Source organism: Noviherbaspirillum galbum (assembly GCF_010974945.1).
GTDB classification, from domain to species: Bacteria; Pseudomonadota; Gammaproteobacteria; order Burkholderiales; family Burkholderiaceae_D; genus Noviherbaspirillum; species Noviherbaspirillum galbum.
This window is the reverse complement of sequence record NZ_JAAIVB010000003.1, coordinates 24,561-44,299: the sequence shown is the minus strand read 5'-3', so window position 1 is coordinate 44,299 and position 19,739 is coordinate 24,561. Positions and strand designations below refer to the sequence as shown.

General features: G+C 62.7%; 16 protein-coding genes and 1 riboswitch. Of the genes, 6 read left to right on the top strand and 10 right to left on the bottom strand.

Annotated features, from left to right (window positions below; translation table 11 throughout):
* Positions 1 to 8 precede the first annotated feature (8 nt).
* The 6 genes from G3574_RS00200 to G3574_RS00175 all read right to left on the bottom strand — a co-directional run bounded on the left by G3574_RS00200 (position 9) and on the right by G3574_RS00175 (position 3,719).
* Entirely contained in the window at positions 9 to 530 is a 522-nt protein-coding gene (locus tag G3574_RS00200; protein ID WP_163959682.1) for a DUF4142 domain-containing protein, read from the bottom strand.
* An 85-nt stretch (positions 531 to 615) separates the two neighbouring features.
* Entirely contained in the window at positions 616 to 1,317 is a 702-nt protein-coding gene (locus tag G3574_RS00195) for an RNA polymerase sigma factor (protein ID WP_163959681.1), read from the bottom strand.
* Positions 1,318 to 1,390: 73 nt separating this feature from the next.
* Positions 1,391 to 1,966, bottom strand: a complete 576-nt coding sequence (locus tag G3574_RS00190; protein WP_163959679.1) for a TMEM165/GDT1 family protein — start codon at positions 1,964 to 1,966, stop codon at positions 1,391 to 1,393.
* Between the two features lie 11 nt (positions 1,967 to 1,977).
* Positions 1,978 to 2,149: riboswitch (yybP-ykoY riboswitch) on the bottom strand.
* Between the two features lie 43 nt (positions 2,150 to 2,192).
* Entirely contained in the window at positions 2,193 to 2,630 is a 438-nt protein-coding gene (locus tag G3574_RS00185) for a hypothetical protein (RefSeq protein WP_163959677.1), read from the bottom strand.
* Positions 2,631 to 2,924: 294 nt separating this feature from the next.
* Positions 2,925 to 3,296, bottom strand: coding sequence for a helix-turn-helix domain-containing protein (locus tag G3574_RS00180; RefSeq protein ID WP_163959675.1), 372 nt, complete (start codon positions 3,294 to 3,296; stop codon positions 2,925 to 2,927).
* Positions 3,297 to 3,332: 36 nt separating this feature from the next.
* Positions 3,333 to 3,719, bottom strand: coding sequence for a hypothetical protein (locus G3574_RS00175; RefSeq protein ID WP_163959673.1), 387 nt, complete (start codon positions 3,717 to 3,719; stop codon positions 3,333 to 3,335).
* A 319-nt stretch (positions 3,720 to 4,038) separates the two neighbouring features.
* On the opposite strand from G3574_RS00175, the gene G3574_RS00170 reads away from it, so the two are divergent.
* Entirely contained in the window at positions 4,039 to 4,188 is a 150-nt protein-coding gene (locus G3574_RS00170) for a hypothetical protein (protein ID WP_163959671.1), read from the top strand.
* Positions 4,189 to 4,293: 105 nt separating this feature from the next.
* Here G3574_RS00170 and G3574_RS00165 read toward each other — a convergent pair whose 3' ends face one another.
* The 3 genes from G3574_RS00165 to G3574_RS00155 all read right to left on the bottom strand — a co-directional run bounded on the left by G3574_RS00165 (position 4,294) and on the right by G3574_RS00155 (position 8,057).
* Positions 4,294 to 5,628, bottom strand: coding sequence for a sigma-54-dependent transcriptional regulator (locus G3574_RS00165; protein ID WP_163959669.1), 1,335 nt, complete (start codon positions 5,626 to 5,628; stop codon positions 4,294 to 4,296).
* On the bottom strand, positions 5,628 to 7,487 hold the full coding sequence (locus G3574_RS00160) for a sensor histidine kinase (protein ID WP_235952839.1): 1,860 nt from the start codon (positions 7,485 to 7,487) through the stop codon (positions 5,628 to 5,630). Before G3574_RS00160 ends, G3574_RS00165 begins: the two co-directional genes overlap by 1 nt.
* Positions 7,488 to 7,598: 111 nt before the next feature.
* Positions 7,599 to 8,057: a cache domain-containing protein gene (locus tag G3574_RS00155; RefSeq protein ID WP_163959667.1), complete on the bottom strand. Its 459-nt coding sequence runs from the start codon at positions 8,055 to 8,057 to the stop codon at positions 7,599 to 7,601.
* Positions 8,058 to 8,482: 425 nt separating this feature from the next.
* Here G3574_RS00155 and G3574_RS00150 point away from each other — a divergent pair, with 425 nt between their 5' ends.
* From G3574_RS00150 to G3574_RS00130, 5 genes are all read left to right on the top strand, one after another.
* Positions 8,483 to 9,796 (top strand): MFS transporter, encoded by a 1,314-nt coding sequence (locus G3574_RS00150; protein ID WP_407941585.1) that lies wholly within the window; start codon positions 8,483 to 8,485, stop codon positions 9,794 to 9,796.
* A gap of 316 nt (positions 9,797 to 10,112) precedes the next feature.
* On the top strand, positions 10,113 to 11,333 hold the full coding sequence (locus G3574_RS00145; RefSeq protein ID WP_163959663.1) for a diguanylate cyclase domain-containing protein: 1,221 nt from the start codon (positions 10,113 to 10,115) through the stop codon (positions 11,331 to 11,333).
* A gap of 166 nt (positions 11,334 to 11,499) precedes the next feature.
* On the top strand, positions 11,500 to 14,124 hold the full coding sequence (locus G3574_RS00140; protein ID WP_163959653.1) for a sensor domain-containing protein: 2,625 nt from the start codon (positions 11,500 to 11,502) through the stop codon (positions 14,122 to 14,124).
* A gap of 169 nt (positions 14,125 to 14,293) precedes the next feature.
* Positions 14,294 to 15,523, top strand: a complete 1,230-nt coding sequence (locus G3574_RS00135) for a branched-chain amino acid ABC transporter substrate-binding protein (RefSeq protein WP_163959651.1) — start codon at positions 14,294 to 14,296, stop codon at positions 15,521 to 15,523.
* 34 nt (positions 15,524 to 15,557) lie between these two features.
* Positions 15,558 to 16,706, top strand: coding sequence for an acyl-CoA dehydrogenase family protein (locus tag G3574_RS00130; protein ID WP_163959650.1), 1,149 nt, complete (start codon positions 15,558 to 15,560; stop codon positions 16,704 to 16,706).
* A gap of 136 nt (positions 16,707 to 16,842) precedes the next feature.
* On the opposite strand, the gene G3574_RS00125 is transcribed toward G3574_RS00130, so the two are convergent.
* The gene (locus G3574_RS00125) at positions 16,843 to 19,560 is read right to left on the bottom strand and encodes a LuxR C-terminal-related transcriptional regulator (RefSeq protein ID WP_163959648.1); all 2,718 of its coding nucleotides are present in this window, start codon (positions 19,558 to 19,560) and stop codon (positions 16,843 to 16,845) included.
* Between the last annotated feature and the right edge of the window lie 179 nt (positions 19,561 to 19,739).

Sequence of the window (19,739 nt, the reverse complement as noted above, 5' to 3'; positions counted from 1 at the left end):
GCCCGCTTTTACTTGAGGGCAGCCTGGAGATGCTTGGCATGTTCGAGATGCGCCACGAAGGCGGGCCGCACCTTCACGAGGGTGTCCTTGAGTTCGGCGTTTTTCGCATTCGGCACCAGCGTCTTGTCGAGGGCGTCGATGACGGCCTGGTGATAGACAACCTCGTTGTCGATGTACGCCTTGTCGAATTCCTTGCCCTTGAGTCCCTTGAGCTTGCCGATGTTGGCATCGCCGCCTTCCTTCAGGCTCTTGCTGGTATCGCTGTCTTCCGGCGTGACCTTGAGTTTTTTCACCAGCGCCGTCGCCTGCTTGTTGACGCCGGTGTGGTCGGTGACCATCTGCTTGGCAAAGGCCTTGACTTCCTTGTTGCCCGACATTTTCTCGGCGAGCTTGCCGGCGTCGATGTCGACCGTGTTGGCGGTCACCACGATGCCGGCGATCTGGGCATCGTTCGGGGCGGACTGTGCGAGCACATTGGAAGAGGCGGCGGCGATGAGGCTGGCGGCAACGATGACGTGCAAGGTTTTCATGGCGATTCTCCTTGGCGGTGACGGGACTGGCGATGCAGAACGAGGATAGGCCGCGGCGGGGGACATCTGCGCCGCGGGCCGGGGATCAGGGAACAGGCGCGCCGGCAAGCCGTTCAAGCGTACCCGCGACGATGCGGTCGCAACGTGCGCCATCGAAGTTGAAGGCGTCTTCCAGCACATGATCAAATTCGCGCGACAGGGACTCCCTGAGCATGCTTCTCGCACGGAAATGGCGCGAGCGCACGGTCGCTTCCGGAATGCCGAGGGCCGCGCCGACTTCCTCGACCGACATGTCTTCCACGACGCGCAGGACGAACACCGTGCGGAACGCTTCGGGCAGCTGGTCGATCTTCCGCTCCAGCAGCTGGCGCGCTTCGGCGCGCATGACGCTGGCCTCGGGATTGTCGGGGTAATCGATTTCCATGGCGGTTCCCGGTTCGGCGGACACGTCGTCCACGCTGCCATCGATCGGGATGATCCTGGCGCGCCGCGCAGCCTTGCGCTGCCTGGCCATCGCTTCATTCACGACGATGCGGGTGAGCCAGGTCAGCAGCCGGGCTTCGCCGCGGAAGGCATGCAGCCGACGGTGCGCCAGCAGGTAGGCTTCCTGCAGGACGTCCTCGGCTTCCACGTCGTCTTTCACGATGCTGCGCGCCGCGCGGTACAGCGGACGGTTGAAGCGCCGCATCAGCAGCGCGAAGGCCGATTGATCGCCGGCAACGATGCGTTCGACGAGTTCTTCGTCCGCCGCGCCGGCGGCGTTCTCTTGCAAGGGGAGCGTAGGCATGCCGTGTCCGTTTTTCTGCTGGTTCGAACATTAGATGCCGCGAGTTTACGCGGCGTTCCGGCACGCGGCCATATCAGAAGCCCAGGCTCTTGCCCGCGCCCAGAAGGGTGGCGATTCCCAGCGCGGCAAAGATGGCCGCCGCGATGCCGTGCACGACGCGCACCGGGATGCGGTTGGCGATGCGGTCTCCCAGCAGCACGGCGGGGACGTTGGCCAGCATCATGCCCACGGTAGTGCCGGCAACGACCGCCCATAGGGAATGGTAGCGGGCCGCCAGCGCCACGGTCGCCACCTGTGTCTTGTCGCCCATTTCCGCCAGGAAGAAGGCGATCAGGGTCGTGCCGAAGACGCCAAATCTGGCGAGCCGGGCATCGTCTTCCTCGAACTTGTCGGGGATGAGGCTCCAGACTGCCATGCCGAGGAAGGACAGGCCGAGCACCCAGCGCATCGTTTCTGGCGATGCGAGCGAGGTAAGCCAGGCACCGAGCGCGCCGGCGAAGCCATGGTTGAACAGGGTGGCAACGAGTATGCCGATGATGATGGGAACGGGCTTGCGGAACTTGGCGGCGAGAATGAAGGCGAGCAGCTGGGTCTTGTCGCCGATTTCAGCCAGGGCGACGATGCCGGTCGAAACGAAAAATGCTTCCATGGGTTGCTTTCAGTGTTTCATGCCGGACGGATACCGATGACCATGCGCCCGTCCGGCATGGGAAGGCAACATGGTCAAAGGTCTTGCCAAGCTGATACACCGCTTGCGCCATGGTCTGCGGACCAAGTATGTTGACGCAAGCCCCTCCGGGGTGAAGGGCGGCTACTCCCCAATGACGGCCTGAATTATAGCAAAGTCCGTTGCGGCTTAACCATCGTCCGCGAATTCAATGGACTTCTCGCGTCCAGTGCGACTTTGCCCGCTGGCACACGGCCGCGAATTCGGTCTCGTCGATGATGCCGTCGGTGCGCAGGACTTCGGAAAAGCCCGCCAGGTGGAAGAGCAGGGTGCGCGGCTGGGAAACGAGCGCCAGCGTGAGGCGCAGGCCATTCCAGACTTCGCGCAGGTGGGCGCCGGTGCCCTGCAAGGGATCGGCATCGCTCTCGCGGGTGCTCTTGATCAGGGACGTGGCAGTGGGGGCAAGGTGCTGTTGCAGGGCCTCGAATTGCGCGTCCGTCATGAGTCCGCGCTCGACCAGCGCATGGGTGAAGCCAAGCAGCTGGAAGCGCATCTGCCAGTCGTTCGCCGATGGCGCCGTCTCGACACCTTCACGCAGCGCATGCCATCGCTGCAACAGAAATTCATCCCGGGTGTTTGTTTCCATCGTCGTGCTTCGCAAAACTCGATCAAGACCGCAAAGCTTAGTGCGGCGGGCCGCGCCGCATTGCGCGGAATAGGGGCACTCTCTCGGCTCTGCTTTCTTCATTCAATGCGACGGGATAAAAAAACCCGCTGGCCTTGCGGGCAGCGGGTAAATCCAATTCAAGGAGAGTTGGAGGAGACAACCGAGACTTTAGCCTTGCGTCCGCGGCATGTCTGCTTTCTTGTGGTGATGATAGTTATTCACCATGCACATAAGGGCAACGCGGGACAAGGCGCGCACGACCGGCGTCCCATGTCACTGTGCGCGCCGCAGGTAGTTCAGCAAGGCGACCCGGTGATGGCTTGCCAGCTTGCGATAGTTTTGCAGCAATTCGAGTTCTTCCTCGTTCAATCTGCCCGGACTGTCCGAACTAATCATGGGGCCGGTTCCGAAGCGCAGCCACTCGGGCGAGACGTCGAGCACCGCCGCCAGTGACTGTATCTTTTCCTGGGTCGGCACCGATTCGCCCACCAGCCACTTGCGCACGGCCGCCACCGTCACGCCATCTCCTTTCTGCACGCCGTTGTACAAGCGCATGACGCCGGTGGGAAAGCATTGGTGTCCCCTGAACTTCAGTGCCGCCACAAGGCGCCCGCTGAAGGCCTGGCGCTCGAGTCGATTTGACATGTCTTCTCCTCCCTAAGCCTGACAATGCTGGTGCTTTCAAGGTGCGGATCGATCGTCATCCGCGCAGCTGAACCTGAGGTTGGGCGGCACGGTGATCGTGGACCCGTTGATGGCGATCCGATCCACGGGTGCCACCGTCACCCCGTTGAACCAGTAGCGTTCGCCGTTCCAGTCGATCCACTCGGGAATGGCATAGGGCCCGGCGTTTCCGATCTTCGGTCCCAGTTCGTAGGGGATTCCAAGCAAGGTCTTTTTGGGCAAAGCGTTCCAAACCATGGTGTCGTTGCGTGACAAGGCGCGCCATTGCGTGCGCCGGTAATCGGCGTTGGCGAGCGAGGCTGAAAAAAAGCCCGCGTCGCCACGGGCAAAACTCCCACCCGGGGGTTGGGCTGGAGGAGACACGGCGCGGAAATCGCTACCCAAAGGGGCGGCAACGATCGGAATGTCGGCAGTCGGAGAACGGAAAGGAAAAGCGCAAGATGGGCATTGAAGTCTCCTGGATTATTTTGGCGCCGGATGGTTTCCGGTCGATGCGCATGTGCGGCAGATCCGTCAAGCCAGCCTCTCCGTCCCGATCTATGCCGGGCGGGGAGTTCGGTTGAACACGTTGCGCGCTCAATTGCAATTGAGGCATTTTCAGCCAGCGTGGTCCATGCGCCAATCGCGATAACTACGCATCGCCACCACGTAGTAATACGCAGTCAAATCCGTAAACGGCCTTGCCGGGCGTGGTCGAAATCAAATGAACGCCTGTGCGGAAAATGAAATAGTTGGTTTTGAATACGCCATGAAAATGAACGTTTCCTTGAATTTTCCGGAAGCCGAAGTCAACGTACTGGCACGACGAACCGCGCTGCCGGCAACATTCGACAGCCAGGCAGGTTCAAGATGAAAACCAAATCAAGGAGATGACATGATGAAGTCCTGGGTCCTCAAGCTCATCGCCGCCGCGTTCCTGGCTGCAACCTCGGCAGCCTGAATCGCGTCGCCCCGGGGCTTACTTTTCAGCGCCGATGCCGTATTTCTTGAGCTTGTCGTAGAGTGTCGTCTTCGGAATCTCCAGCGCTTCGGCAGCTGCCGCAACGTTTCCTTTCGTGCGGGCGAGCGCGTCGATGATGACGGCGCGCTCGAACTGTTCCACCTTGCGCGACAGCGATGGAGTGGCGGCCGTCGCAGCGGTGCCCGGCACTGCAGTGGCCACGCCCAGCACCAGCCGGTCAGCGAAATTCCTGAGCTCGCGGACATTGCCCGGCCACGGCATGGCTTGCCATTGCTGCATCTGGAAATCCGACCACGCCGGCGCCGGCCGCTGGAATCGCATGCTGGCGATCTGGACGAAATGCGAGAGCAGGTGCGGAATGTCGTCTGGCCGGTCGGCGAGACGTGGGAGGTCGATGGCGACGACGCTGATGCGGTAATACAGGTCTTCGCGAAAGCCTCCCTCGTCGCTCAGCTTCCGCAGGTCGGCCTTGCTCGCCGCGATCACTCGGCAATCGATGGGAATGGCATCGTTGCTGCCGAGGCGCTCGAGCCGGCGTTCCTGCAGCACGCGCAGCAGCTTGACCTGGAGCGCCAGGGGCATCGATTCGATTTCATCCAGGAACAACGTGCCGCCATTGGCATGCTCCAGCTTTCCGATCCGGCGCTTCTGGGCGCTGGTGAACGCGCCCGCCTCGTGTCCGAAGACTTCGCTTTCGAATACCGATTCCGGAAGGGCGCCGCAATTGATCGCCACGAACGGCCCCTTTCTTCCGCTGGCCACGTGCAGCTGCCTGGCAACGACTTCCTTGCCGGTGCCAGTCTGGCCATTGACCAGGACATCCACGTCCGTGGGACCGATGGAGCGGATGAATGCGCGAACCGCCTCCATGGCCGCCGACTGGCCGATCAGGGCAGGCATGTCGGGATGATTGGCCCATGCCGCCTTGAGCTGCTGGTTTTCGAGGTAAAGGCGGCGCTTCTCGCAGGCCCGGCGAACGGAGTCCAGCAGCCGCTCCGAGGGAAACGGCTTTTCGATGAAGTCGCAGGCGCCGATCCGCATTGCCTCGACCGCCATGCTGACATCGCCGTGTCCGGTGACGAGTATCACCGGCAGGGTGGCGTCGATGCGCATGACCGATTCGAGAAGGGACAGGCCGGAGGCGCCGGGCAGCCGCACGTCCGTGATCAAAAGCGTCGGCGAGGCCTGGTGCAGCCATCGCAGGGCTTCTTCCGCGTCATGGCAGGCGCGGACGCGGTAGCCGTCGAGTTCAAGCATCTGGCAGGTGGCCAGGCGCACGGCCTCTTCGTCCTCCACCAGGAGGATGTCGATGGATGGAGCGGTGGCGGGCATCAATGGCTCTCCTCGGTGCCGGGTTCAATCATGGTTTTCAGGCGTATCGTAAAGCAGGCGCCGCCGGCCGGCAGGTTTTCGGCGGCAAGCTCGCCGTTCATCGCATGGATGATCGACGATGAAATGGCCAGCCCGAGGCCCAGCCCCTTGCCGGATGGCTTGGTTGTGTAGAACGGCTCGAACAGGCGGGACGCGACATTCTCGGGAATCCCGGGTCCGTTGTCCGCCACGGCAAGCAGGACGTCCTCCGTTCCGACCGCCAAGGTGATCGTTATCTCGGGCGCGGCGGCATGCTCGACCGCGTCGATGGCGTTCCTGAGCAGGTTGATGAGGACCTGCTCGATGCGCAGGCGGTCGCCGACCACCCGGCAGCGTGGATCGAGCGATTTCAGCACCGCGACGCGGCCTGCGGAAATGTCGCCTTCGAGCAGCAGCAGCGCGGACTCGACCGCATCGGCAAGCCGGACGGGCTCGAGCTGTTCGCCGCTCTTCCGGGCGAAGCCCTTGAGCTGGCTGATGATCGCGCCCATGCGCGCGCACGCGGAGCTGATATGGGCCAGGTTGGCCCGCACCTGCGCGGTGTTATCCCGGTCAAGGAAGCGCAGGGAATTGTCGGCGAATGCGCGGATCGCGGCGAGCGGCTGGTTGATTTCATGGGTGACGCCGGCGGCCATCTGGCCGAGCAGGGCAAGCTTGGATGCCTGGAGCAATTCATCCTGCGTCGCGCGCAGCAGTGTTTCCGTCTGCTTGAGCGTCGTGTACTTCGTTTCCAGGCGCTGGTTGGCCTGCAGGAGTTCCTCGGTGCGCTGGGCGATACGCTGGTCCAGTTCTTCGGCCGCCTTCGCCAGCGCTTCCCGCGCCGACAAGCGCTCCTCGATGCGCCTGCGGCGCTGCAACCGCGCCCAGGCGGCCAACAGGCCGGAGGCCATGATCACGAAGGCCATCAATGCCGCATAGCCGGCCGTTACCCTCGGCCGGTCCGGGCTAGGGAAAAGCATCAGCTTCCATCCCGAGGGACCGATGGCGCGCTCCACGGCCTGGGAATAATGAACGCGCTCGCGCAATGGCAGCGCCGCAATCGGCTCGATCTGGCGGCCGGCATACTGCAGCGTGCCGGCCAGGCGTTGCTCCGCAGCGGAAGGCAAGGGGGCGAGGCTGCGGTACTTGATATTGTCCCGGTTGCTGAGGAAGACCACGCCCAGCGCGTCGCTCAGCGCGATGGGTTCTTCGCTCGTGCCCCAGGAACGCTCGAAGTCCGTCAGGCTGATCTTGACGACGAGGACGCCGACGAAGTCCATTTTCTCATCGGCGCCGTTCGGGCGGACTACGGCAGGCGCGATCGCGGAAGCCTGGCGGTAGACAGGCTGGGCGATGAAATAGCCAGCCTCCCCGGTGCGGGTGCCGATGCCGTAGAAGCGTCCGGTGCGTCCGTGTTCCGCCTCGATGAAATAAGGACGGAAGCGGAAATTCAGGCCGATGAAGCTTTGCGGATCGTCCCAGTTGCTGGAAGCGACGGTATTGCCGGCACGGTCGATCAGGTAAATGACGCTGACACCGGACTGGCGCTGGATCGCCTGCAGGGCGGCGTTCAGGCGGGAGACCACCGGCGCATCGGCGCTGCTGGCCGCCTCGATCACGTCGGGGTGGAAGGAAAGCGCGAAGGGCAGGGTTTCGAACTTGTCGATGATGGAATCGAGGTCGTGGGCGATGATCTCGAGCTGGCGGTCTGCCTGGTCGCGAAGAATCCTGCTCGCGTGGTGATGGGCGGCGGCATAGGCGAGCCAGGTGATCGCCGCCAGCAAGGCGAGGAGCAGGAGTTTCCAAGCGGCGCGCTTGGGCAGTGCCGTCTGTTCCATCATTCCCTTTTCAGACCGCCCGTGCCGGTGAAACCGGCCACTGCGCCGCCCGGAAGCAGACGCGGACAGCAATGGCCGCTTCCGCTTGCCGGCACAAGGTCTTAGTACATGGTCTTAGTTCTTGTAGATGCCGCAATTGACGATCAGGTCGTCGAACCGCTCGAAGTACATCGCCTTTCTTTCCATCTTGCCGTCGACCGGATTGACGAACTTGTAGTCCTGCCAACCGCTCTTCTGCTTCTTCGCCAGCTCGAGGCGTTCACGCATGAAGTATTTGCCGTCCGGGTCCCTCAGATCAATCAGATTTTTGCCCTGCATCTTCGGGTTGGCGCCATGCGCCAGCGTGTTTGCCTGCATGTCGTTGATGGTGACATACAACTCGCCCTTGCGGAACTGTCCGTTGACGCTGTTGACCTCGGCAATCGTCTTTTCCTTGCCATTCGCCTTCATGTAGTCGATCACCTTGTGTACCAGCTCGACCGCCTGCTCCGCCGGCGGCTTGTCCGCCGCGAAGGCCGTATTGGCAAGGATCGCCAGCATGGCTGCCGCCACCCATTTGTTCAACATCCTCATGTCTCCTCCTCGTTGTCTGCTGATTGTCATTGGCTGAGTCGCCGAGGCCTTCCTGGCAATTCGCATGCCAATGTCGGTGGTCCATGGGCTGTAAGGCAGGACGCGGGAGAGCGGGGCACCGCCTGTTTGCGGTCGTCCGGATCTTCGTACGGGATCGCTCCCGGCTTTCCGGACATCCGGAGAGCCATGCGCCCCGAGGAGCCGCCAAGGGGCATACGGCATTCCGTAGCGCGAGCCGTCAGGCGGACCGGAGATCCGTATCCCGGTGACGACGCGATTGGCGCCGTAAATCCTGGGCTTCCAAATAAAACAGGGACTTAGGAACGGCACATGGGCAGCGCCGAGGCTGGCCTGGATTTTGATTAAGACGTCCGGAAACGCTTTCAACGTCGTTAACCAAGGAGACAAGCATGACACCCGAATCCATCGAAACCGTTCGCCCTTCCTCCGCCCGGGCGGAGCAGGACAAATCCGCCCTGCACCGTCTGCGATCCATCTTTTCAGGCTCGGTCGGCAATCTCATCGAGTGGTATGACTGGTACGTGTACTCTGCATTCGCCATCTATTTCGCGAAGTCGTTCTTCCCCAAGGGCGACGAGACGGCGCAACTGCTGAATGCCGCCGCAGTCTTTGCCGTCGGCTTCCTCGCGCGGCCGATCGGCGGCTGGCTGATGGGCAAGCACGCCGATCGCCACGGCCGCAAGTCGGCGCTGGTGTTTTCCGTCGTGCTGATGTGCCTCGGCTCGCTCATCATTGCCCTCACGCCGGGATATGCAACGATAGGAATCGCCTCGCCGGTCATGCTGGTGCTCGCACGGCTGCTGCAGGGCTTGAGCGTGGGCGGGGAGTATGGCACTTCGGCGACGTATCTCAGCGAAATCGCCACGGCGAAGGACCGCGGCTTCTACTCCAGCTTCCAGTACGTCACGCTCATCATGGGCCAGCTCCTCGCGCTGGGACTGCTGATCCTGTTGCAGCGCGTGGTGCTGACCAGCGCCCAGCTCGAAGACTGGGGCTGGCGCGTTCCCTTCTTCATCGGCGCGCTCTGCGCGATCGCGGCGATGGGCCTGCGCGGGAAGATGGATGAAACCCGCGAGTTCAAGAAGGCAAAGACCGGCGCGCAGGACCGGGGCACGCTTCGCGCGCTGTTCTCCCATCCCAAGGCCGTGCTTGCCGTCATCGGGCTGACCATGGGCGGGACTGTCGCCTTCTACACCTATACCACCTACATGCAGAAATTCCTGGTGAATACCGTCGGGCTCGGCAAGGACCAGGCGACCCTGGTGTCGGCCGCCTCGCTGGCGATCTTTGCCATGCTGCAGCCGCTCGTCGGCGCAATTTCCGACCGGGTCGGCCGCCGGCCGGTGCTCATGGCCTTCGGCGTGCTCGGTACGCTGAGCACGGTTCCGCTGCTGACGGCGATGAGCCAGACGCATGACGCCTGGACTGCCTTCTTCCTCAACGTTGCCGCCCTGGTCATCGTTTCCGGCTACACCTCGATCAACGCCGTCGTGAAGGCAGAACTCTTTCCGGCCGAGATCCGCGCGCTCGGGGTCGGCTTTCCGTATGCCGTCGCGGTCTCGGTCTTTGGCGGCACCGCCGAGTACATCGCCCTGTGGCTCAAGCAGGCTGGCCACGAGGCATGGTTCTACTGGTATGTCGCTGGATGCATCTTCTGTTCCCTGCTGGTGTATGCCACGATGAAAGACACCCGGCAACATTCCCGCATCGCCGACTGAACGGACTGTCCAATTTTTCTCCCGGTTCTGCAATACTCGCGCCCGCCGGCGGCAAGCCGGCGGGCGCTTTCATTATTGCGATCGGGTAAGTTAACGACGCTGTCGCAGCGGACAAATCAGTAACCGCACGGCATTACTCCAATGCATCCGCCGGTTCGTCAAGGAATCATGCAAAGGATTGCGACCATCGCTTCAAGATCGTCTATGCTTGAAATTAAAGGTTGGTCATCATAAGTCTTCTGGTTAATGGGAGCGAAAGCCTTCCCTGATTCCTGAAATTCCTGCAGGCATGACGTTTCCGTAGAGCGAGGGCTGCATGATGGGGAATGAGAAGCTCGAGAAGCAATTGCTATGGTTGATGATCATCGTGCTGACCGCGTTCTTCACCTCGGCCAGCGTCAGCGTATGGGCAAGCCGCAACGTGGCGGAGAGCGAGCACGAACAGGCAATGGGTCATGCCCGCCTGGAAGCGCTGAATTCGCTGATGCTGGCATTCACGGAGGCGGAGACCGGGCAGAGGGGGTATCTCCTGACGGGCAACCCTGCCTACCTGCAGCCGTATTACGCGGCGGTAAGCACTGCGAACGCGCAGTTCATGCGTTTTCGCGACGTTTTCACCGGACCCGATGGACTGTCCGCCTACAACCGGCTTGCGCTGCTCAAGGAAAAAAAGCTGAGCGAGCTCGCACAGACGATCAGCTTGCGGGCAGAGCACGGCCTCGAGTCGGCCATGCTGGTCGTGAACTCCAATACCGGCGAGAGCTACATGGCGGAAATCCGGGAAGAGATCGACTTGCTGGCGCGCAAGGAGCAGGAGCGGCAGGTCGGGCTGGTGAAGGAATCCACGCGCAACGTCGCCATCTTCCAGACCAGCGTGACGCTGTTCCTGCTGTTGCTCGCGCTTGCCGTGCTGTCGCTCGTTACCCTGGTGCGGCACGATACCCAGACCAAGAAGCAGCTGCTGCAGCGCCTGAGCCATGAAGCGTCGCATGACCAGCTCACCAACCTGCCGAACCGGAACCTGTATGTCGAGATGCTCAACTACAGCATTCCCTTCGCCCAGCGCTACCAGCGGCTCCTCGGCATCTTCTTCATCGACCTTGACGGCTTCAAGCAGGTCAACGACCAGTTCGGCCATGATGCCGGCGACATGCTGCTCAAGGAGGCGTCGCGGCGGATGCGTGAAGCCGCGCGGGAATCGGACGTGGTCGCGCGCATCGGCGGCGACGAGTTCCTGGTGCTGGCGACGAATCTTGCGAAGGTAGAGGATATCGAAGCCATAGCGCGCCACATGCTTGCCTGCTTCGAGGAGCCGCTGCTGCGCCACTTGCAGCAGGTCCGGGTGGGGGCGAGCATCGGCATCGCGGTCTATCCCCGCGATGGATTGCGCGCCGCAGAGCTGATCAAGGCCGCCGACATTGCAATGTACGAAGCGAAGATGCAGGGCAAGAATGGCTATGCCTTTCATCGCCGCGATGAAATGAAGGGCGGGGGCGCCCAGCGCCTGGCATCGGACCAGGAGCGTCCGGGAGCCTGATGCGCCCAGGAATCGGACAGCCGGCAAAGGAAGCCCGGGCGCCCGGCCATTGATGCCGGAGGGGCCACATGCCCTCGATTGGTGCTAACCTTCGGAGACGGCGCGTGCTCGCGCTCGTTCTTTCATCATGCCCCAAACCTGCGGCCTCTCGAAGGCCGGTCCGAACATGCATTTATCCACCGACGGTTCGCTGGAAGCGGAAGCCCTCAGGCAACGGCTGGCCATCCTGGAGGTGGAGCTGCAGCAAAAATCCGAGGAGCTCGCCAAGGCACAGCTGGCGCTGTCGCAGACGGCGGAACACCAGCGCAACGTGCAGGCCGAGCTGGACGGTTTTCGCTTCGATTACCGCACGACCTTCGACCTTGCCGCCATCGGCATCGCCCATCTCACCCCCGAAGGAAAATGGCTGCGGGTGAACCAGTTCCTGTGCGACATGCTCGGCTATTCGCAGGATGAACTCGTGCACAAGAATTTCCAGGAGCTGACCCATCCCGACGATCTCTCGGCGGACCTCGACCAGGTGGCGGATCTGCTCGCGGGAAAGATCAACTTTTATGCAATGGAGAAACGCTACCTGCATCGCAGCGGCGCCATCGTCTGGGGCCACCTGACGGTGTCGCTGGTGCGTAATGCTGCGGGAAAGCCGTCCTATTTCATTGCTGTCGTGAAGAATATCGACCTGCGCATCCGCGCGCGCATCGCGATGGAACGCAGCCGCGCCAGGCTGAAGGCCGTCCTGAACAGCTTGTTCGAAGGCGTCATCGTCTTTTCCTCGACAGGAAACGTGCTGGAAATCAACCCGGCGGCGCTCGAGCTGCTGGGTTACTCCGGCATCACTGCGGTCAGCGGCGAACCGCACAAGCTGCATGAGGCCTTCGAAGTCTTCGAGCTGAACGGCGAACAGGTGCCGGTCGAGCAGTGGCCGGTGAGCCGCCTGCTGAAGGGCGAGTCCGTGGCTGCCAGGGAATTCATCATTCGCCGCCGCGGCACCCGCGATGCCTGGGTCGGCAGCTTCTCGGCCACCGTCGTCGACGACATCAAGGGCGAAGGCTGGCTCGGCGTGCTGACGGTGCGCAACATCACCCAGCGCCACCTCGCCGAGACCGGGCTCAGGGTGAGCGAGGAAAGACTCAGGATGGCCTTCGACCACATACCGGACATGGTGGTCATCTACGACACGGCGCTGCGCATCCAATACGTCAACCTGGCGACGCTGCATCACACCGGGATGGATGCGTCCGCCCTGTTGGGGCAGGTGGTCACCGACATCCACCCCGCGCCGAGCATCGCGATGTGGACGCCATTGGTCCATGCCGCCGTGGCCGCGTCATCGACCCAGACCGGGGACATCGACGTTCCCTCCGGCGGAGGAATGCGCAACTTCGGCGTGACCTGCGTGCCGATCTGCGAACCGTCGGGCGGCGTCAGGGAAGTCCTGGCCATCTGCCACGATTACACCGAACGCCGCCAAGCCGAGGAAAAGATACGGCTCGCCGCGCTGCACGACCCGCTGACCGGCTTGCCGAACCGCACGCTGCTGTTCGAATATGCGCGCCACATCTTCGCCGCGGCGAAGCGAAGCCGGCACGGCGTGTGCATGATGTTCATCGACCTCGACCAGTTCAAACCGATCAATGACATTCACGGCCACGAAGCGGGCGACGCGGTGCTGCGACAGGTCGCCGCCAGGATGCAGGAATGCATGCGCGGCGACGACACGATATTCCGGCTGGGCGGCGACGAGTTCCTGGTCCTTCTGCCGAACTGCGCGAATGATGCGGATTGCGAGCATGTCGCGCGGCACCTGATGCAGATCCTCTGCCAGCCCTATGAGGTCGGCTCGCTCGAACTTACCTTGTCCTGCTCGATCGGCCTCAGCATGTATCCGCGCGACGGCAGCGACGTCGATACCCTGATCAATTGCGCCGATGCGGCGATGTACATGGCGAAGGAGACGGGAAGGAACAATTTCAAGTTCTACACGCCCGCGCTCGCTGAACGCGTCGTGACGCAATCCATCATCGCGGAGCGCATCAAGCAGGCGCTGGGCCGCGACGAATTCCACCTGCACTACCAGCCGCTCGTCGACATGCAGACCAACCGCGTCGTGAGCGTGGAAGCGCTGCTGCGCTGGCCGCGGCATGGCACTGGTCCGGACCGGTTCATCCAGGTCGCGGAAGCCACCGGGCTGATCGGCCGCATCGGCGAATGGGTGCTGTCGGCAGCCTGCCGGCAGCAATCCGACTGGCAGGCGCAGGGATTGCCCGTGATCCCCATCGCGGTCAACGTGTCGGCCAGTGAATTCAGGAAGAAGAATTTCGTCGACTACCTGGAAAGCATGATAGAACGCCATCGCATCAATCCATCATCGATCCAGATCGAACTCACCGAGACCGCGGTGATGCAGGATATCGACCATGCGATCTCCATCCTCGACAGCCTGCGCAACAAGGGGCTCAAGGTAGCGCTGGATGATTTCGGCACCGGCTATTCCAGCCTGAATTATCTAAGCCGCCTGCCGCTGGACAAGATCAAGGTGGACAAATCCTTCGTGCACCGCCTCGAGGACGATACCGCCAGCCGGGCGATCACCGAAGCCATCATCGCGCTCGGCAGGACGCTCAACCTCGAGATCGTGGCCGAAGGCATCGAGTCCGCCCCGGTCATGGACTATCTGCGCCGCCACGGCTGCCATCAAGCGCAAGGTTTCTTCGTCTGCCGGCCGATTCTCGGCTCCGACTTCGCGTCCTGGTACCGCGATCATGACAATCCCGGACCGTCCTACCATTAGCCACGCTACCTCTTGATTTCCGGAAAGCCTTCCGCTGCACGGATGCGACCGGCCCAACCCCGCGTCCGTCACAAAATCGTCGCTTCCGACGACGTCGCGCCGGGGATGCCTGCGCAACAATCCATCTGACCCCATGCCGTATCGAAATGATAACCAGATGGAGACCACCATGTTGAAACGACTCGCCTTCGGCGCGTGCGCGACGCTTGCGCTTTCCCTGCCGGCCAGCGCCCAGATCAAGGTTGCCTATATCGACCCGCTTTCCGGCGCGTTCGCCAGCATCGGCGATTTCGGCCTCAAGAGTTTCGTCGCGATCGCGGACGACATCAATGCCAAAGGAGGCGTGCTCGGCGGGCAAAAGCTGGAAATCGTCCCCATGGACAACAAGGCCAGCCCCGAGGAATCGCTGGTGCAGCTGAAGCGGGTGACCGACGGCGGCATCCGCTACATCGTCCAGGGGCAGGGCTCGGGCGCGGCTGGCGCCCTGATCGAGGCGATCAACAAGTGGAACGAGCGCAACCCCGACAAGACGGTGCTTTTCCTGAACTACGCCTCCAACGACCCGGAGCTCACCAATTCCAAGTGCAGCTTCTGGTACTACAGCTTCGATGCGCACAACCTCATGAAGGTGGAGGCATTGACTAACTATATGGCGGGCGACAAGAGCATCAAGAAGGTTTTCATCATCGGCCAGGATTATGCCCATGGCCAGCAGATGTCCAAGGCGGTCGTCGCCATGCTGCCCAAGAAACGACCCGACGTGCAGATCGTCGGCAACGAGCTTCATCCCTTCGGCAAGGTAAAGGACTTCTCGCCCTACGTCGCCAAGATCAAGGCGTCCGGCGCGGACACCGTGATCACCGGCAACTGGGGCAACGACCTCTCCCTGCTGCTGCGCGCCTCCAAGGAAGCCGGCCTGAAGACCAAGTTCTTTACCTATTTCGCCGCGGTGCGCGGGACGCCGACAGCGCTGGGCGACATGCCCGAGGATACGGTGTACCAGATCACGGAATGGCACCGCAACCTCCAGCCGAACAAGCTCGACAAGTTCGCGGATGATTATGCGAAGCGCTATCCAGGACTCGAGTTTTCCTACGTGCGCATCAACACCACGCTGCAGATGCTCGCCCAGGCCATGGAAAATGCAAAAACAACGGACCCCTTGAAAGTGTCGCAAGCCCTGGAAGGCATGGAATATGATGCTGGCAATGGCAAGGTCGTGATGCGCAAGGACGATCACCAGCTGATCCAGCCGCTCGTGCTGTCGGCCTATGCCAAAAAGAACGGCACCACGGTCAGGCATGATACGGAAAACACCGGCTACGGCTTCCGCACGGTTGCCGTGATACCGGCCAAGGACACCGAAGTACCCACCTCCTGCGCAATGAAGCGCATGTGAACAAGAGCCGCACTGGCGGAATGGACGAGACGGCATGAGCCTGCAATTCCATCGTTCCTGGATGAACGAAGAACTGGCGATGTGGCGGGAAACCGCCATTCGCTTCATCGACAACGAGATGCTGCCCTACGATGAAGAGGCGCGGCATAGAGGCCACGTCGGCCATGACTTGTGGCGCAAGGCCGGCGCCGTAGGCTTGCTGTGCTCCGACATTCCCGAGGAGTACGGCGGCGGCGGCGGCGATTTCCGCCACGAGGCCGTGTTCTACGAGGAAATGGCACGCCGCGCGCTGAGCGGCATGAATTCCTCGGTGCACAGCATCGTCGCCCACTACCTGCTCAACCACGGCACCGAGGCGCAGAAGCGCCGCTACCTCCCGCGCATGGCGCGCGGCGAACTCGTCGGCGCCATCGCGATGACCGAGCCGGGCGCGGGGTCGGACCTGCAGGGCGTGCGGACGCGGGCGCAGCGGCATGGCGACCGCTATCTCATCAATGGCTCCAAGACCTTCATCACCAACGGCTTCCTCGCCGGCCTCGTGCTGGTGGTCGCCAAGACCGACCCGGCGCAGAAGGCCAAGGGCATGTCCATCCTGATCGTCGAAACCGAAGGGCGGCCGGGCTACCAGGTGGGGCGGGTGCTGGACAAGATCGGTATGAAGGCGCAGGACACGTCGGAGCTGTTCTTCGATGACGTGGAGGTGGATGCCGATTGCCTGCTGGGCGGCGAGGAGGGCAAGGGCTTCTTCCAGCTCATGAGCGACCTGCCATACGAGCGCACGATCATCGGCGTGTCGGCGGCGGCGGCAATGGAAGGCGCCTATGAAGAGACGGTTCGTTATACGCGGGAACGAACGGCCTTCGGGCAGCCGATCGGGCAGTTCCAGAATACCCGCTTCAAGCTGGCGGAGATCGCGGCGCACGTGACCGCGGCGCGGGCGTACGTCGACAGGTGCATCGAGGATCTTGTCGCCGGGCGGCTCGACACCATCGGCGCGTCGATGGTGAAGATGTGGGCGAGCGACCTGCAGAACAAGGTGATCGACGAGTGCCTGCAGTTGTTTGGGGGATATGGGTATATGAATGAGTATCTGATCGGGCGCATGTATGTGGATGCGCGGATACAGCGCATTTATGGGGGAACGAATGAGATCATGAAGGAAGTGATTTCCAGGGGGATTTGAGGGGGCTGGTGTTGTTCGCGACAGGAGCTGTCATCTCCGCGACTCTCTGTCATTCCCGCGCAGGCGGGAATCCCATTTCCCCCGTCTGGAGAAATGCGCATTCAAATACCCGTCTCACCGAAAATACCGTTAATCCTCATCGAATCACCCCCAGTCTCCGCGCCAGCGCCACGGCCTGCGTCCTGTTATGTGCCTGCAGCTTGCCGTTGATGTTCCGCAGGTGCGTCCTCACCGTGCTGTCGGAAACGAACAGCTTCTCGGCAAGCGCGCTGTTGGAATAACCCTCCGCCAACAGCCCGAGGATGCGGATCTCCTTGGTCGTCAGCGGTTCGACCAGGGCACCGGTTGCCGCTGCCGGCGTGCTTTCCATCACATTGACGGCCGGACCGAAAGCCTGCATCAGCTTGTGCAGGTAATCCTGGAAAATGGGCTCGTTGCCGCCATCCGACTGCTGGGTCTCGGCGACCTGGCGCACCAGCGCGCCGGCCCGTTCGGATTCGTCGACGATCAGCCGCACGAAACCTTCATTGGCGGCAAGCCTCAGCAATTCCTTCATGCGATCGAGCGCGGGCCGCTGGTCGCCGATCTGCTTGAGGGCGATGCATTGCAGGATGCGCAGCTTGAGCACGCGACGCTGCCTGCGCGCGCCTTGGGCCGCCTGGATCTCCGCGTCGACCGCTGCGAGCGCCTCGTTTGCCTGCCCGGCAGACAGTTGCCACCGGAGTTCGGCCAGCGCATGGTATTCCAGGTCGTGGGCGGGGAGCCGCAGCCGGGCGATGCGCTCCCAGGCGCCCGGCGGATTTGCGCGTTCGAGTTCTTCCCTTGCCGCCTGCAGGTTGCCTTGCATGAGCAGCAGCCGCGAACGTTCGAGCTTGGCGCTGTTGACGACCCGGGGGAGTTGCCGGTAGTGGCCGAGATATTCGAGTTCCGCGAGGTTGTGGAAAGCATGGTCGACGTCGCCGCGATGAAAGGCGATGCGGGACAGCATGGTGTAGCCGATGATGGTGTGATCGGCGAGACCGACATCCTTCGCGAGCGGAACGTACACGTGCAGCAGGTGTTCCGCCTGGTCGAGGTCGTTCATCTCGTACAGGCTGGATGCGTACAGCACGCCCGCCCAGGCATTGCCGCCGGTGTGGCGGTAGGAGGCGCTGTGCGTGGCGTTCACAGCCATGCGAAAGCGCGCCGTCGCCTGCCGGAATTGCCCGGCCTCGAGATCGATCAGGCCTTCCACCGATTCGGAATACATCTTGTTGAAGAAACTGCCTTCGCCGCCTTGCCCTTGGCGCGCCGCGTCGAGCAGCCGGTGGGCATGCTGGTAATCGCCCATGACGGCGCAGATGTACGCCATTTCGTTGGACAGCACGCCGCCGATGAAGGCATCGGCCACAGGCATGCGCGCGAGGGCATCCTGTCCGGCTGCGTAGGCCTCTTCCTGTCGGTCCATGATCGCGAGCATCAGCGGCCGCAATGCAATGACGTGTGCCAGGATCTTGGGATCGGACGAGGTGGCGCAGCCGCAACGTTCCAGCAGCGCCATTGCTTCGGCGGGACCGCGCGTGAAGCAGAGCGCCCAGACATGGATCACCTGCAGTAGAGGCGATCGTTGCGTGGTCGCTTCGGGCAGGGCGGCGAACCAGCGGGACAGCAGGCGCATGCGGCCGCTTTCGAGCAAGCTTTCCGCGTGCCGGGAAAGCAGCGCCACCGCATGCTCGTAGTCGTGTCCCTCGATGGCATGGTCGATAGCGGGCACCGGGCGTCCTTGTGCTTCGTACCATTGAGAAGCGGCGCGATGCAGGCCGATGACTTCTTCCGGAAATTCCCGTTCGAGCTGGGCACGCAGGTAGCTCGCGAACAGGCTGTGGTAGCGGTAGGTGCGCTCCTGGGCATCGATCGGCGTCAGGAACAGGTTGGCTTCCTCGAGATGCCGCAGGATGCCGGCGCCGTCGCTGCCGGGGAGCAAGGCGCTGCAGAGCGAAGGGTTGAGGTGGCGCAGGATGCTGGTCTTGAGCAGGAAGTTCCTGATTTCGGGAGGCTGGTGAGCCAGGACATCTTCCGCCAGGTAATCGGCGACGGCCTCGTTCGACCCGGAAAAGCGCGTGATGAACGCCGAAGGAGCATCGCGCCGTTCCAGCGCGACGGACGCCAGCCACAAGGCGGCGATCCAGCCTTCCGTCTTTCGCTGCAGCTGGGCCAGGTCGTCCTCGGGCAAGGCAAGGCGGCGGCGCTGCGTCATGAATTCCACGGTTTCCGCGAGGCTGAAGCGCAGGCGTTCGGCGTCGATCTCGAGCAATTGCCCGCGCGCGCGCAGCCGGCCGAGGCCGAGGTCCGGCAAGCCGCGCGAACCGATAATCAATTGTCCGCCGCGGGGCAGGTTGTCGAGGATTTCCCGGACCAGGCGCAGGACGGTCGGCTCCTGCACGGCTTCGAAGTCATCCAGGAACAGCACGAAAGGCGCGGGATGGGCAGCCAGCCGGGCGATGATTTCCAGGGCGACCTCGCCCGGCGGACGCGCGAGGCCGGTGGCGGTGTCGATCGCGCCGGCGCCGCGCTCCGCCATCATGCCGCCGACTGCGGCCGCCAGGCAGGAGAGAAAGCGCGAGGCATCGTTGTCGGCGCCGTCGAGCGTCAGCCAGGCGGTATCGATGCCGCGCCCGGCCAGCAGTTCCTTGCACTGGGCCATGGCCGTGGTCTTGCCGAAACCGGCCGGGGCACGCACGAGCACCAGCTTGGTCGCACCCGATGCGCCGACGAGCTCGCAGATCGCGCCGCGGGTTACCTGCGCGGCGGTTGCCGTGGGCGGATTGAGTTTGGTCGAAAGGAAGAGGCGGGCCGGAACTGCGGAATCGGTCATTGTCGGGAAAAATGGAAGCAGCGGGAGCGACATGCCGCGGGGCGCCTGCAAGCGCGTCGTTCCCGCCATCGCACCAGCTTATTCTAGCCCACAAGCCGGTCATACACTTCCTGCCTGCTTGAGGCAAATCAAGGGAAATCTTTCCCCGGGAACACGCTTGATGATGCGTGCCGGAATTC